Source organism: Vreelandella azerica (genome assembly GCF_013112225.1).
Lineage (GTDB): Bacteria > Pseudomonadota > Gammaproteobacteria > Pseudomonadales > Halomonadaceae > Vreelandella > Vreelandella azerica.
The window spans coordinates 594,599-609,000 of sequence record NZ_JABFHI010000001.1; the positions used below are offsets into that span (position 1 = coordinate 594,599).

At 52.0% G+C, this 14,402-nt stretch carries 10 protein-coding genes and 5 pseudogenes; 12 read left to right on the forward strand and 3 right to left on the reverse strand.

The features are described 5' to 3' along the window. Positions 1-43 precede the first annotated feature (43 nt). Positions 44-1,684: an electron transfer flavoprotein-ubiquinone oxidoreductase gene (locus HLB35_RS02870; protein ID WP_171701595.1), complete on the reverse strand. Its 1,641-nt coding sequence runs from the start codon at positions 1,682-1,684 to the stop codon at positions 44-46. A 481-nt stretch (positions 1,685-2,165) separates the two neighbouring features. Between HLB35_RS02870 and HLB35_RS02875 the strand changes: the two are divergent. The 11 genes and pseudogenes from HLB35_RS02875 to HLB35_RS02925 all read left to right on the forward strand — a co-directional run bounded on the left by HLB35_RS02875 (position 2,166) and on the right by HLB35_RS02925 (position 12,755). Continuing rightward, positions 2,166-2,914: pseudogene (locus HLB35_RS02875) on the forward strand (electron transfer flavoprotein subunit beta/FixA family protein). Between the two features lie 33 nt (positions 2,915-2,947). Further along, a complete protein-coding gene (locus HLB35_RS02880; RefSeq protein WP_171701410.1) occupies positions 2,948-3,874 on the forward strand; it encodes an electron transfer flavoprotein subunit alpha/FixB family protein in 927 nt (308 codons plus the stop codon). A 355-nt stretch (positions 3,875-4,229) separates the two neighbouring features. Beyond that, positions 4,230-4,842 (forward strand): annotated as a pseudogene (locus tag HLB35_RS02885) (superoxide dismutase). Positions 4,843-5,160: 318 nt separating this feature from the next. Further along, the gene (gene nrdH / locus HLB35_RS02890) at positions 5,161-5,382 is read left to right on the forward strand and encodes a glutaredoxin-like protein NrdH (RefSeq protein WP_171701411.1); all 222 of its coding nucleotides are present in this window, start codon (positions 5,161-5,163) and stop codon (positions 5,380-5,382) included. An 8-nt stretch (positions 5,383-5,390) separates the two neighbouring features. After that, positions 5,391-5,825: a class Ib ribonucleoside-diphosphate reductase assembly flavoprotein NrdI gene (nrdI, locus tag HLB35_RS02895; RefSeq protein ID WP_171701412.1), complete on the forward strand. Its 435-nt coding sequence runs from the start codon at positions 5,391-5,393 to the stop codon at positions 5,823-5,825. Continuing rightward, a pseudogene (gene nrdE, locus HLB35_RS02900) lies at positions 5,807-7,974 on the forward strand (class 1b ribonucleoside-diphosphate reductase subunit alpha). The gene nrdI and the pseudogene nrdE overlap by 19 nt, the downstream one beginning before the upstream one ends. Beyond that, the gene (gene nrdF, locus HLB35_RS02905) at positions 7,874-8,977 is read left to right on the forward strand and encodes a class 1b ribonucleoside-diphosphate reductase subunit beta (protein ID WP_268895875.1); all 1,104 of its coding nucleotides are present in this window, start codon (positions 7,874-7,876) and stop codon (positions 8,975-8,977) included. Before nrdE ends, nrdF begins: the two are co-directional and overlap by 101 nt. Before the next feature lie 484 nt (positions 8,978-9,461). Then, positions 9,462-10,363 (forward strand): annotated as a pseudogene (locus HLB35_RS02910) (IS630 family transposase). A gap of 72 nt (positions 10,364-10,435) precedes the next feature. After that, positions 10,436-10,816 carry a toll/interleukin-1 receptor domain-containing protein gene (locus tag HLB35_RS02915; RefSeq protein WP_328730984.1) on the forward strand — a complete coding sequence of 127 codons (381 nt, stop codon included), beginning with the start codon at positions 10,436-10,438 and terminating at the stop codon, positions 10,814-10,816. Between the two features lie 286 nt (positions 10,817-11,102). After that, the gene (locus HLB35_RS02920) at positions 11,103-12,101 is read left to right on the forward strand and encodes an IS5 family transposase (RefSeq protein WP_171701416.1); all 999 of its coding nucleotides are present in this window, start codon (positions 11,103-11,105) and stop codon (positions 12,099-12,101) included. 225 nt (positions 12,102-12,326) lie between these two features. Beyond that, complete coding sequence (locus HLB35_RS02925) at positions 12,327-12,755, forward strand: tetratricopeptide repeat protein (RefSeq protein ID WP_171701417.1); 429 nt, start codon at positions 12,327-12,329, stop codon at positions 12,753-12,755. A gap of 4 nt (positions 12,756-12,759) precedes the next feature. On the opposite strand, the pseudogene HLB35_RS18725 reads toward HLB35_RS02925, so the two are convergent. Further along, positions 12,760-13,418 (reverse strand): annotated as a pseudogene (locus HLB35_RS18725) (IS630 family transposase). Beyond that, positions 13,385-13,774 carry a helix-turn-helix domain-containing protein gene (locus HLB35_RS18730; RefSeq protein ID WP_268895885.1) on the reverse strand — a complete coding sequence of 130 codons (390 nt, stop codon included), beginning with the start codon at positions 13,772-13,774 and terminating at the stop codon, positions 13,385-13,387. The pseudogene HLB35_RS18725 and the gene HLB35_RS18730 overlap by 34 nt, the downstream one beginning before the upstream one ends. A 200-nt stretch (positions 13,775-13,974) precedes the next feature. Here HLB35_RS18730 and HLB35_RS02935 point away from each other — a divergent pair, with 200 nt between their 5' ends. After that, a complete protein-coding gene (locus tag HLB35_RS02935) occupies positions 13,975-14,340 on the forward strand; it encodes a hypothetical protein (protein WP_171701418.1) in 366 nt (121 codons plus the stop codon). Positions 14,341-14,402 lie beyond the last annotated feature (62 nt).

The window sequence follows — 14,402 nt, forward strand, 5'->3', positions numbered from 1 at the left end:
CCCTCACCCTCATTGAGGGGCTTTTTGCTGCCTGTTCCCGTTCCTACATATTAGGATAGTTAGGCCCGCCGCCGCCTTCCGGGGCCACCCAGGTGATGTTCTGGGCCGGGTCCTTGATATCACAGGTTTTGCAGTGCACGCAGTTCTGGAAGTTGATCTGGAAACGCGGGTTGCCAGCGTCATCTTCCACCACTTCGTAGACCCCTGCCGGGCAGTAGCGCTGGGCGGGTTCGGCGTAGGTGGGCAGGTTATCGCGAATCGGCAGTTCCGGGTCGCTTAACTGCAAGTGGCAGGGCTGGTCTTCCTCGTGGTTGGTGTTGGACAGAAACACCGAGGTCGATTTGTCAAACGACAGCTTGCCGTCCGGCTTGGGGTAGTCAATCTTCTCGAACTCCGCCGCTGGCTTCAGCGCACCGTGGTCGGTGGTGGTGTCGTGCAGGTTGGGCAGCTTGTTGCCCAGCAGCTGGTTGGCGAAGTTGTAGGCGCCACCGGCCACTGTGCCGTATTTGTGAATGGCTGGGCCAAAGCTGGCGCTGGCCTTGAGTTCTTCATAGGCCCAGCTAGCTTCCCATTTTTCGGTGAAGGTGGTCAGCTCCTGGCCGCCTTCATCACCCGCCTGAAGGGCTTCAAAGACGCTTTCCGCCGCCACCAGGCCGGATTTCATCGCCGTGTGCAGGCCCTTGATCTTGGCAAAGTTCAGGGTGCCCGCATCGCAGCCAATCAGCAGGCCACCGGCAAAGGTCATTTTTGGCAGGCAGTTCAAGCCACCCTTGGTCAGCGCCCGGGCGCCGTAGGCCACCCGCTTGCCGCCTTGCAGATGCTGGCTGAGTACCGGGTGGTGCTTCATGCGCTGGAACTCGTCAAACGGCGAGAGCCAGGGGTTCTGGTAGGACAGATCCATGATCAGCCCGACCACCACCTGCTGGTTTTCCGCGTGGTAGAGGAACCAGCCGCCGTGGGTGTTTTTATCCAGCGGCCAGCCGGAGCCGTGCAGCACCAGCCCCGGCTCGTGCTGCTCGGCAGGCACGTCCCACAGCTCTTTCAGGCCGATGCCGTAATGCTGGGGGTCGCGGCCGGCATCAAGGGAAAACTCGTTGATCAGGCGCTTGCCCAGATGGCCGCGGGCACCTTCGGCAAAAAGCGTATATTTGGCGCGCAGTTCCATGCCCTGCATATGGCCGTCCTTGGGCTGGCCATCGGCGCCCACACCCATATCGCCAATCAGGATGCCGCGCACGCTGCCATCTTCGATGATCACATCCTGGGCGGCAAAGCCGGGGAAGATTTCCACGCCCAGCTGCTCAGCTTGCTCGCCCAGCCAGCGGCACAGGTTACCGGCGCTGATCACATAGCGGTTCATGTCCCCGCCAGTGTTATGCATGCTCTTGGGCACCAGGGCGTTGGGGATCTGCTGGCTTTTCTCAGCATCCTTGAGCAGGTAGACCTCATCGCGGATAGCGGGGGTGGTCAAGGGCGCGCCGCGCTCTTCCCAGTCAGGGAACAGTTCAGTCAGGGCGCGTGGCTCGAACACCGCGCCGGAGAGAATATGCGCGCCGACTTCGGAGCCTTTTTCGACCACGCAGACGGTCAGCTCCTGCTCGGCGGCATTGGCCTGCTGCATCAGGCGGCAGGCGGCGGAAAGCCCGGACGGCCCAGCGCCGACAATCACGACGTCAAATTCCATCACATCGCGTTCGAGAGTGTCTTCAGTATGTTCCACGGTGGCATCTCCTTTAACAAGTCCCAACGTATGGCTGTGCTGGCGGTCTGGCTGTGAGAGAGGTAATCGTCACAACCGTCAAATTATAACGTTAGATGAATATGAGCTTGAATTTAAAACGGTCGTTTGCTTCAGCTTCTGTGTCATGATATGCATAATAAGCACACGACGTCACCTCTGAATTATTCAGGCAGCATAGCGCGGGGCGAGTCGAGATGCAGCTGAAGTCATGCTTGATTAATACCAAGGACGTAGGCATGGAGTGCTACCAGAGCCTTGTGGCACTATGTTCAGTTGTGGCATGTTGAAAATGTTTTTAGCGTTGAACCTATCAAACGCTTGCATGAATATTAAATAGTGGCCGTTGTGCTTGTTAAAGAATGGTCAAGTGTTTGCTAACACCCTTTTTCAGTAAGGGCTTACCAGAAAGCCAAGCGAGGAATCCATGAAAGTACTCGTCGCGGTGAAACGCGTCATTGATTACAACGTCAAGATTCGCGTAAAAGCGGATAAATCCGATGTTGATCTCACCAATGTCAAAATGGCCATGAACCCGTTTTGTGAAATTGCCGTTGAAGAAGCTGTACGTCTTAAAGAAAAAGGCGTGGCGACAGAGGTGGTGGCTGTGACGATTGGCCCCAAGGCTGCTCAAGAGCAGTTACGCACTGCGCTGGCGCTGGGTGCTGACCGGGCGATTCATGTTGAAACCGATGAGCGGGTTGACTCTCTGGGAGCTGCCAAGGCGCTCTCCAAGCTGGTGGAAGAAGAGCAGCCCGGCCTTGTCGTGCTCGGCAAGCAGGCCATTGATAGTGACAACAACCAGACGGGCCAGATGCTGGCAGCGCTGACTGACTTGCCTCAGGGTACTTTTGCATCCGAGGTAAATGTAGACGGTGAAAAGGTCAAGGTGACCCGTGAGATTGATGGGGGTCTGCAGACCGTAGAGCTTTCCCTGCCAGCCATTGTTACCACTGACCTGCGCCTGAATGAGCCGCGCTATGCCAAACTGCCCGATATCATGAAGGCCAAGAAAAACCGTTGGATGTCAAATCACCGGCAGATCTGGGTGTTGAGCTTGCCAGCAAGGTGAGCCTGGTGAGCGTTGAGCCGCCGGCAGAGCGTCAGGGAGGCGTCAAGGTCGCCTCGGTAGATGAGCTGGTCGATAAACTCAAAAACGAAGCCAAAGTACTTTAAATCAAATAAGTGCTTTAAATAGGAGCCGAATTCATGAGCATTCTGGTACTGGCTGATTTACATGAAGGCCAACTGGCGGGCGCTACGGCAAGTGTTATTGCCGCCGCCCAGGCAATTGGCGGTGATATTGATGTTCTGGTGGCGGGTGAAAACGTTCAGGCAGCGGCTGACTCAGCGGCCAAACTTGATGGGGTGAGCAAGGTGCGGGTCGCCGATAATGCTGTCTATGCCCACCAGCTGGCTGAACCCATGGGCAAGCTGCTGCTGGCGTTGGCGGATGACTACACCCATGTGCTGGCCTCTGCATCCACCACGGGCAAGAACGTCTTGCCGCGTCTGGCCGCACTGAAAGATGTCAATCAGCTTTCCGATATCATAGCAGTGGAAAGCACTGATACCTTCAAGCGCCCCATCTATGCGGGTAATGCGATTGCCACCGTCAAGAGTGAGGATGCCCTCAAGGTAATTACCGTTCGTCCCAGCGCCTTTGATGGTGTGGGTGATGGTGGTGCTGCTAGTATTGAAGCAGTTGATACCCTGGTGGAAAACACTCAGTCCACCTTTATTGGTGAAGAGCTGGCCAAATCTGACCGGCCTGAGTTGGGCGGTGCCAAGGTGGTGGTTTCCGGCGGCCGTGGTATGGGCAACGGTGAAAACTTCAAACTGCTTGAAGGCATTGCTGACAAGCTGGGCGCTGCCATGGGGGCTTCCCGTGCGGCAGTGGACGCAGGGTTTGTGCCCAACGACATGCAGGTAGGGCAGACCGGCAAAATCGTCGCACCGGATCTGTACATTGCCGTGGGTATTTCCGGTGCTATTCAGCACCTGGCGGGCATGAAAGATTCTAAGGTGATCGTGGCGATCAACAAGGATGAAGAAGCGCCGATTTTCCAGGTGGCGGATTACGGCCTGGTCGGTGACCTGTTCGAGGTGCTGCCGGAACTTGAGAGCAAACTGTAAGCCTTTGGGGTCAGTGGGCCTGTCTGCTTTTGGCCTGCAGGTCACTGTATGGCATGACTAAAGGTTAATGCCTGATTAGCCGGTTCTCAAAGAGGGCCGGCTTTTTTCTGGCTGAAAAGTTAGGTAAACTTCAAATAGTTGACTAAATTACTCGGTCAATGCGTCAAGGCAACGTCAAGTTGCGAAATTAAAATTGTGACTTTAGTGGTTGAAAAACTGTCACACAGTCCGCATATAGTTTTGTAATACACAGATTTTTAGCATTGAATTGATGACAAGGCGTTCATACATTGGCAACAACACATGTTAGTGAACGTCGTGATATTCGTAAAAGCCACGCAAGGAGATGATAACAATGGCACATACACTGCCTGAACTGCCGTACGCTTATGATGCACTTGAGCCGCATATTGACGCGATGACCATGGAAATTCACCATTCGCGTCACCATAATACCTATGTCACCAACCTGAATGCTGCGCTTGAAGGCACTGGCCTTGAAGACGTGCCGGTTGAAGAGCTGATTGCTGACCTTGATCGCGTTCCTGAAGAAAAGCGCCAGGCGGTCATCAACAATGGTGGCGGACATGCCAACCATTCCATGTTCTGGCAAATGATGTCGCCCAATGGCGGCGGTCAGCCGCAGGGCGATGTGGCCAAGGCAATTGATGCTGAGCTTGGCGGCTTTGATGCGTTCAAGGATGCTTTCAAGAAAGCGGCGCTTGGTCGTTTTGGTAGCGGTTGGGCTTGGCTCTCCGTCACACCTGAAAAAAAAACTGGTTGTAGAGAACACCTTGAACCAAGACAGCCCGATTATGCATGGCAACACGCCTGTGCTGGGTCTGGATGTTTGGGAACATGCCTACTACCTGAAATTCCAGAACAAGCGTCCTGATTACGTTGAAACCTTCTTCAACGTCATCAACTGGGAAGACGTTGAGCGCCGTTATCAGGCTTCTATCGCCTGATCCAACGCAGACGATAAAGGCACCTCATACTGAGGTCGCCACAAAAACCGCTTCCTGAAAAGGGGGCGGTTTTTTTGTGGAAAAACAAAAAACACAGGTGCTGAAAGGATATCCAAGTGGGTGGTTGAGGCAGCCTCTAAGCACCGGCTGGGCAGAATATTGGGTAATAGCTGTCAATAACCTGTGGATTAAAAATACCACATATGCCTGAATTGATTTTTACATGTGCTATATATAGTATGTGTTGTGTCTTTCAAAGAGGGTAGGCACTAGATATGCCCTACCTGAAAAACACTGCGATGAAAAGGAAAAATAGCCATGGATATCCAGATTTATAGCAAGCCTGCCTGCGTCCAATGCACCGCGACCTACCGCGCGCTGGATAAGCAGGGCCTGGCGTACACCGTGATTGATATCACCGCTGAAGATGACGCCAAAGCACAGATTGAAGCCCTGGGCTATCGTCAGCTGCCGGTGGTGGTGGCAGGTGAAGATCACTGGTCGGGTTTCCGTCCGGACCGTATTCAGGCGCTGGCCTGAAACTCACCATGCAGATAGCCGATAGAGCTGCCGAGCCGGCAGGCACCCTGGTGTATTTTTCCACCAAGTCAGGCAATACCCATCGCTTTATCCAGAAGCTGGGTTTCAGTGCCCAGCGCTTGCCGCTGAATCGTCAGGAGCCCACCTTACAGGTAGAGCAGCCGTACATTCTGGTCACCCCCACCTATGGTGGCGGCTATGCCCAGGGGGCCGTTCCCAAGCAGGTGATCCGCTTCTTGAACGATAAGCATAACCGGGGCCTGATCCGCGGCGTGATTGCCGCCGGGAATACCAATTTTGGTGAAGCGTATGGAATGGCCGGGCAGATTATTGCCGAAAAGTGCCAGGTACCGTTTCTGTATCGATTTGAACTGTTTGGCACTGATGAAGATGTCATCAGAGTCCGTGAAGGAGTGAATGCATTTTGGAAACGTCAACCCTAGAGAAACAGCAAGCACCTGACGCTGCCGCCCCTGATCGGCGCGCGCTGGATTACCACGCCCTGAATGCCATGCTGAACCTTTACGGTGCCAACGGTGAGTTGCAGCTGGATAAGGATCGCGAGGCGGCCCGTCAGTACTTTCTTCAGCATGTGAACCAGAACACGGTATTCTTCCACTCTCTGGAAGAAAAGCTCGATTATCTGGTGGAAGAGGGCTACTACGAGGCCATGTACTGGCCCAGTACCCGGCCGAATTTATCAAGGGGCTGTTTGAGCAGGCCTACGCCTATAAATTCCGCTTTCCGAGCTTTCTGGGCGCTTTCAAGTATTACACCAGCTACACCCTGAAGACGTTCGATGGCAAACGTTATCTGGAACGCTATGAAGACCGCGTCTGCATGGTCGCCCTGGCGCTTGCTCGCGGTGATCAGGCTTTGGCCAGGTCGCTGGTGGATGAGATTATCAGCGGGCGTTTCCAGCCGGCGACCCCGACCTTCCTGAACTGCGGCAAGCAGCAGCGCGGCGAGCTTGTGTCGTGCTTTCTGCTGCGCATCGAAGACAACATGGAATCGATTGGCCGCTCGATCAACTCGGCGCTGCAGCTTTCCAAGCGCGGCGGCGGTGTGGCCTTCCTGCTCAGCAATATTCGCGAGTCTGGGGCGCCGATCAAGCGCATCGAAAACCAGTCGTCGGGCATTATCCCGATCATGAAGCTGCTTGAAGATGCTTTCTCCTATGCTAACCAGTTGGGTGCGCGGCAGGGCGCAGGGGCGGTATATCTCAATGCTCACCACCCAGATATCCTGCGTTTTCTGGATACCAAGCGGGAAAATGCCGACGAGAAAATTCGCATCAAGACGCTGTCGCTGGGCGTGACGATTCCGGACATTACCTTTGAACTGGCCAAGCGCAACGACGACATGTACCTGTTCTCGCCCTATGACGTTGAACGGGTCTACGGCGTGCCCTTTGGCGATATCAGCGTGACCGAGAAGTATCATGAAATGGTCGCTGATGCGCGTATCCGCAAGCACAAGATCAATGCTCGCGCCTTCTTCCAGACCCTGGCAGAGCTGCAGTTCGAGTCCGGCTATCCCTACATCATGTTCGAGGACACCGTTAATCGCGCCAACCCGATTGCCGGGCGCATCAACATGAGCAACCTGTGCTCCGAGATCCTACAGGTCAACACGCCCACCCAATACGATGATGACCTTGGCTACCGTGAAGTGGGGCAGGATATCTCCTGCAACCTGGGTTCGATGAATATCGCCAAGGTGATGGATGCGGGGGATATCAGCACCAGCGTCGAGATTGCTATTCGCGGGCTGACCGCCGTTTCTGAAATGAGCAACCTGCAGAGCGTGCCCTCCATTGCCGAAGGTAACGCCAAATCCCGTGCCATTGGCCTGGGGCAGATGAACCTGCACGGCTTCCTGGCCCGTGAGCATATCTATTACGGCTCGGATGAAGGTCTGGATTTCACCAATCTGTATTTCTACTGCGTGGCCTTCCATGCCATTCGCGCTTCCAACCGGCTGGCCATTGAGCACGGAGAAGCCTTTGCCGGGTTTGAAGATTCCACCTATGCCTTGGGCACTTTCTTTGACAAGTACACCGATCAGGCCTGGCTGCCGCGTACCGAAAAAGTACGCCAGCTGTTTGAGCGCAGCGGTATTGCCTTGCCGACCCAGCAGGACTGGCAGGCGCTGAAGGCATCCGTGATGGCCCACGGCCTGTATAACCGCAACCTGCAGGCGGTGCCGCCGACGGGGTCGATCTCCTATATCAATCACTCCACCTCTAGTATTCACCCGGTGGCGGCGAAGATCGAGATCCGTAAGGAAGGCAAGCTGGGGCGGGTCTACTACCCGGCGCCTTTCCTTAACGAGGCGAACTTCGACTATTTCCAGGATGCCTACGAAATCGGCCCGGAAAAGATTATCGATACCTACGCCGAGGCTTCCCAGCACGTGGATCAGGGGCTTTCGCTGACGCTGTTCTTCCCGGACACTGCAACCACCCGGGATATCAACAAGGCGCAGATTCATGCCTGGCGCAAAGGCATCAAGACGCTTTACTACATCCGCCTGCGCCAGAGTGCGCTGGAAGGCACGGAAGTGGAAGGCTGCGTTTCCTGCACCCTCTAACCTGATCACGAGACTGACAAGGGTAATTCACATGAATATGATGCAACGTTTATCGCGGGTTGATGCCATCAACTGGAACCGCCTTGAGGATGATAAGGACCTGGAGGTGTGGAACCGCCTGACCAGCAACTTCTGGCTGCCGGAAAAAGTGCCGCTGTCCAACGATATCCAGTCGTGGAATACCCTGACCCCTCAGGAGAAACAGCTAACCATACGGGTATTCACCGGCCTGACATTGCTGGATACCATCCAGAGCAGCGTGGGCGCCCCGGTGCTGATGGACGACGCCCGCACGCCACATGAAGAGGCGGTCTATACCAATATCGCCTTTATGGAATCCGTGCATGCGCGTTCCTACAGCTCGATCTTCTCCACCCTGTGCAATACCCGTGACGTAGATGACGCCTTCCGCTGGAGTGAGGAAAACCCGACGCTGCAGATGAAATCCGAGCTGATTCTCAGCCGTTACCGCTCGGATGACCCCTTGATGCGCAAGGTTGCCAGCGTCTTCCTGGAGTCGTTTCTTTTCTACTCGGGCTTTTACCTGCCGATGTACTGGTCAAGCCATGCCAAGCTGACCAATACCGCTGACCTGATTCGTCTGATCATTCGCGATGAAGCGGTACACGGCTATTATGTCGGCTATAAATTCCAGCAGGCCCTGGCAGAAGCGACGCCGGAACGCCAGCAGGAGGTCAAGGACTACGCCTATGAACTGCTGCTGGAGCTTTACGATAACGAGGTGCGCTACACCGAATCGCTCTATGATGAAGTGGGCCTGACGGAAGACGTGAAGAAGTTCCTTCACTACAACGCCAACAAGGCGCTGATGAACCTTGGCTTCGAACCACTCTTCCCGAGCAGCGTGACGGATGTCGACCCGACCATCATGGCAGCACTTTCCCCGAGTGCAGACGAAAACCACGACTTCTTCTCCGGCTCCGGTTCCTCCTACGTCATCGGCAAGGCCGTCGCCACCGAAGACGACGACTGGGCGTTCTGATTGCCAGCTTCTTCCTGCCCAAATGTGGCGAGCGAGCAGCTTGCCACACCCTTCCTAAGTAAAATCTGCTACGCTCAGGCTCAGAAGGGTGGTTGGAATGGGGAAATGTGCAGTGCGCGAATTCTGGATAGGTGGCTTAGCTATATTTAGATGCTTAAAAATCAATGGGTTGGAAGAAATGAAGCGCGTCGGATAATATTATTGAACGCGAAAGATTGTTCATCCAATATCAGGACGTGCAGTCCAATCTCTTTTAAAGATACAAGATAAATAATATAGGAGTTGGAAAGTGATAAAGTGTTTCTTATCTCATAAGTGCCTATGCAATAATTATAGGGTATAAAGATGTAACTCAACGAGGAGATACATCATGTCCAAGCCGTTACGCTTCATCTCTTTGACACCAGACCAACAGCGCATTGTAAATAACGCTTATCAGTACGGTGAAAAGCGAGCCTTACGCCGTCGCGCTCATGCCATCTTATTGAGCCATAAAGGGCACACGATCAATCAAATTCGTGACATTCTCGGGGTCAAGCGCGATACGGTATCGACATGGCTATCCCAGTGGGAAGCAGACGGTATTGACGGTCTGCAAGACAAACCCCGCGACGGGCGGCCAAACCTTCTCAATGATGGCGAGATAGCGTTATTGCAGCAGCTTGTTGAAGATCATCCTCATCAGTTGCCGGTGCTGCATGCCAAGTTTCAAGAAAAAAACCGGGAAAGTGGTCAGTCGAGATACCCTACGTCGTGCTCTAAAAAAAACGGTAACAGTTGTAAACGTGTTCGCTACTCGCTGAAGGCACGGCGTGACGAGACAGATTTCCGCAATACGCAAGGCCTGATCAACGCATTGAAAGAATGGGAAGACAGCGGCACCTGTGATCTTTACTTCTTTGATGAAACTGGATTTTCGCAGTCTTCATCACTGCCTTATGCATGGAGCCCAATAGGGCAACCCTGGGAAGTCACTGCTTACTCTCATAGCAAGAGATTGAATGTATTAGGTTTTTATCCAGAAAAGGGATGTTCTTTCATCATATGACAATGGACACGGTGAATAGTGAAACGGTTATAGAGGCGTTTGACCAATTTGCAGCACAGAAAGATCCTGATGCCTTCGCTGTTGTTGTGCTAGACAATGCCAAAATGCATCACTCCAAGGCATTTCGACGGAAAATCATTGATTGGATGACCCACCGTATTCACCTGATTTATCTGTCGCCATACTCGCCTGAGTTGAATCTGATCGAAATTCTTTGGCGTGAAATCAAATATCGCTGGTTACCACTGACGGCCTATAGCTCTTTCGATAGGCTCTGTCAGGCGGTGAAAGGCGTCTGTAACGGTTATGGCGTAGATAACACGATAACTTTTGCATAACTACTTAGCTCAAGTGACAAATCGCGTTATGTTCGTATCGTTGCAAGCCATTAAAAAAAAAAAGAAGCAAAGATTTTTGATGAAGAAACATTCGAAAAGGGAATGGTTACGGCTGAAGAAATTATGCATGGGTTAGACCAATCAACCCTCTTTGTCATATTCCTCTCCAATGCAGCACTTGAATCTGAATGGGTTAAGGAAGAGCTTTCCGTAGCAAAACGTTATCTTGATGAAGGGAAGTTGAAGCGTATATATCCCATAATAATAGATGACGAGTTAACGTATTCTGATTCTAGAATCCCGAACTGGCTAAAAGAATCAACCAATATACAGCATATTTTGCGCCCCAGGGTGGCAGCAAAGAAGATTAATGCTAGATTGGTAGAGTTATCATGGGATATTCACCCTCAGTTAAAAGAAAAGAAAAAATATTTGTTGGTCGAAATGCACTAGTTGATGAAATTGAAGAACGTTTGGATGATTTTCGAAAGCTAACACCCTCCGTTATTCTTGCCTCTGGCTTGCCGTCAATTGGACGGAAGGCTTTGCTAAAGTACGCTGCCAGAAAGGCAAATATTGTTAGAGATTCTTACGAGTTTCCTCTAATAACATTGGCACCTTCTGATTCAATTGAAGATTTTATCTTAAGGAAACGCTGCACAAATCCCACTGTAACTGCCTGATCGCCACCGATAGGGTAGAATCTAACCATTCCGCCACCGTCTGACAGAGCCATCCGATGAAGCAGATCTCTTTCGCCCAGGCTGAGCACCAGAACAAGAAGAAGGTCACCCGCCGAGAGCGATTCCTGGCACAGATGGATACCTTGGTGCCATGGCAGCGGCTGATCGAGGCACTGGCGCCGTCCTACTTTCCGAACTCGGTAGGCAAACGAGGCCGGCCGCCGATTGGCCTGGAGCGCATGCTGCGGATCTACTTCCTTCAGCAGTGGTATGCGCTCTCCGATGAGGCATTGGAAGATGCCATCTACGACAGCCAAGCCATGCGCGACTTCATCGGCATCGATCTGGCCGTCGAGAGCGTGCCGGATGCGACCACGCTGCTGCGCTTCCGCCATTTGCTGGAGAAGCATGCCCTGACCCAGCGAATCTTTGAGGAAATCAACGCCCACTTGGCCGAGCAGGGCCTGTTCATGCGCGAGGGCACCATCGTCGACGCCACCATTGTGGCCGCCGCCCCTTCCACCAAGAACAAGGCCAAGCAACGCGATCCGGAGATGAAGCAGACCCGGAAGGGCAAGCAGTACTACTTTGGCATGAAGGCCCATATCGGTGTCGATGCGGTCACCGGGCTGACCCACAGTGTCGCCGCCACCTCGGCCAACGTCGCCGATGTCACCATGGCCGGCCACCTGGTCCGGGAGGATGACAAGCGGATATACGGCGACGCGGGTTACACCGGTATGTGGAAGCATCTGGACGAAGAGAAGGATGACCCGGATTCCCGGTGCTGTGTCGCCGCCAAACGCGGCACCATCAAGAAGATGGAAGACAGTCCCATGAAAGTGCTGCTGCTGGAATTCGAGAAGGCCAAGGCCAGCATCCGCGCCAAGGTCGAGCACCCGTTTCATGTCATCAAGAACCTCTTCAGCTACCGAAAGGTTCGCTACAAGGGGCTGGCCAAGAACCAGGCGCAGCTGTTCACCCTGTTCGCCCTCGGCAATTTGGTGCTGGCTGGACGATGCCAGAGCCATGCTGACGGGGCCAGTGTGTCTTGAATCTGGCCTGGCAGCAGGATAACTCGGCTGCCAGGGTAAAAAAGCCACCTTCAGTGGCCAGAAAGTGACTGCTGACGCGGTGAATATGCCGCCCTGAGCGCTTCAGCCGCTCAGAGACGAATTGATCAGCGGTTCCTTAATGCCCACGTAAAGGAGTACCTTAATAATTATGATGATGAGAATGAAGATCTATCGGATTATATGTTTTCTGTGCAAAGAGCAATTTTGACTGGTAAAGCGGTGCCTGACAACATTCTCATCCCTTCTGTGCTTATTAAATCAATTAAAAAACTGTATGACGAGGATCGAAACTATAAAGATGCCATGAAACTTTGTGATCGAGTTCTTCAAAATGAGAAAGCCATTCATGAGAACTCGATCGATCATGTAAGATTTATCAAATGTCAATGTTTGGCTAGAGTTGGTGATAGTAGGCGATTTTTTGACGAGGTTCAAAGTATCAAAGAGCCTGACAAATCCTTCTTGATTGGGTTTTATTATAGAATTTCCGGGCAATACGATCAGGCAAAGAATAGCTTTGAACGCGTTTTGTCTAAAAAGCCTAATGATCTGAGAGCAAAAGGTGAGCTCACACAAGTCTTTCTTCAAACAGAAGAATATGATCAAGCATTTGCTATGGCTAAATCCAACTAAGTAGTTATGCAAAAGTTATCGTGTTATCTACGCCATAACCGTTACAGACGCCTTTCACCGCCTGACAGAGCCTATCGAAAGAGCTATAGGCCGTCAGTGGTAACCAGCGATATTTGATTTCACGCCAAAGAATTTCGATCAGATTCAACTCAGGCGAGTATGGCGACAGATAAATCAGGTGAATACGGTGGGTCATCCAATCAATGATTTTCCGTCGAAATGCCTTGGAGTGATGCATTTTGGCATTGTCTAGCACAACAACAGCGAAGGCATCAGGATCTTTCTGTGCTGCAAATTGGTCAAACGCCTCTATAACCGTTTCACTATTCACCGTGTCCATTGTCATATGATGAAAGAACATCCCTTTTCTGGATAAAAACCTAATACATTCAATCTCTTGCTATGAGAGTAAGCAGTGACTTCCCAGGGTTGCCCTATTGGGCTCCATGCATAAGGCAGTGATGAAGACTGCGAAAATCCAGTTTCATCAAAGAAGTAAAGATCACAGGTGCCGCTGTCTTCCCATTCTTTCAATGCGTTGATCAGGCCTTGCGTATTGCGGAAATCTGTCTCGTCACGCCGTGCCTTCAGCGAGTAGCGAACACGTTTACAACTGTTACCGTTTTTTTTTAGAGCACGACGTAGGGTATCTCGACTGACCACTTTCCCGGTTTTTCTTGAAACTTGGCATGCAGCACCGGCAACTGATGAGGATGATCTTCAACAAGCTGCTGCAATAACGCTATCTCGCCATCATTGAGAAGGTTTGGCCGCCCGTCGCGGGGTTTGTCTTGCAGACCGTCAATACCGTCTGCTTCCCACTGGGATAGCCATGTCGATACCGTATCGCGCTTGACCCCGAGAATGTCACGAATTTGATTGATCGTGTGCCCTTTATGGCTCAATAAGATGGCATGAGCGCGACGGCGTAAGGCTCGCTTTTCACCGTACTGATAAGCGTTATTTACAATGCGCTGTTGGTCTGGTGTCAAAGAGATGAAGCGTAACGGCTTGGACATGATGTATCTCCTCGTTGAGTTACATCTTTATACCCTATAATTATTGCATAGGCACTTACTTGGATAGGCCCGGAAACCCTATAAATATAAATAATTACTTTACTTGCCTTATCCATAGGGAAAAAAGCCCGGATAATAAGGAAGAACTTGAAAAGGCGCACTATAAGCTATCCATAGATGGTTCAGATCGGTCACAGGAAATGGCCCATTCAGCCAAAGCTAGGTTGCTGGCTTTTTATGATTATGATTATGAGGGGGCATTCAACGAAATTGAGGAAGCGGTTAACCGGTTCCCTGCTAATGACTACCCTTTGCTTACAATGGCTGATCTAGCTGTCCATTCGAGAAATACCGAAAAGTTACGACAGGCTATCTCTTTACTAGAGGAGAGGATGTCGCGCAAAGCCCAATCATATCGATCTTTCTTACGGTTTAAAGCTTATTTACTCGCGCTAGATGGTGACCCCTCATCCGCAAAACGAATTATAGAGAAAGACCTCAAGGGGTTGGGTGAAAAGGCAGTTAATCGCCTCACGCATAAGGTTGATGAGCTTACGAATCCTTAACCAGTGAATCAAGCCGACCGTTTTACGCTGGCGCTCCAAACGGCGGCTTATTCTGGCGTTAT

Coding starts and splice junctions, on each gene's coding strand:
- HLB35_RS02870 (WP_171701595.1), bottom strand. CDS start 1,684: ATGGAATTTGACGTCGTGATTGTCGGCGCTGGGCCGTCCGGGCTTTCC.
- HLB35_RS02880 (WP_171701410.1), top strand. CDS start 2,948: ATGAGCATTCTGGTACTGGCTGATTTACATGAAGGCCAACTGGCGGGC.
- nrdH (WP_171701411.1), top strand. CDS start 5,161: ATGGATATCCAGATTTATAGCAAGCCTGCCTGCGTCCAATGCACCGCG.
- nrdI (WP_171701412.1), top strand. CDS start 5,391: ATGCAGATAGCCGATAGAGCTGCCGAGCCGGCAGGCACCCTGGTGTAT.
- nrdF (WP_268895875.1), top strand. CDS start 7,874: ATGCCTGGCGCAAAGGCATCAAGACGCTTTACTACATCCGCCTGCGCC.
- HLB35_RS02920 (WP_171701416.1), top strand. CDS start 11,103: ATGAAGCAGATCTCTTTCGCCCAGGCTGAGCACCAGAACAAGAAGAAG.
- HLB35_RS18730 (WP_268895885.1), bottom strand. CDS start 13,774: ATGTCCAAGCCGTTACGCTTCATCTCTTTGACACCAGACCAACAGCGC.
- HLB35_RS02935 (WP_171701418.1), top strand. CDS start 13,975: ATGGCCCATTCAGCCAAAGCTAGGTTGCTGGCTTTTTATGATTATGAT.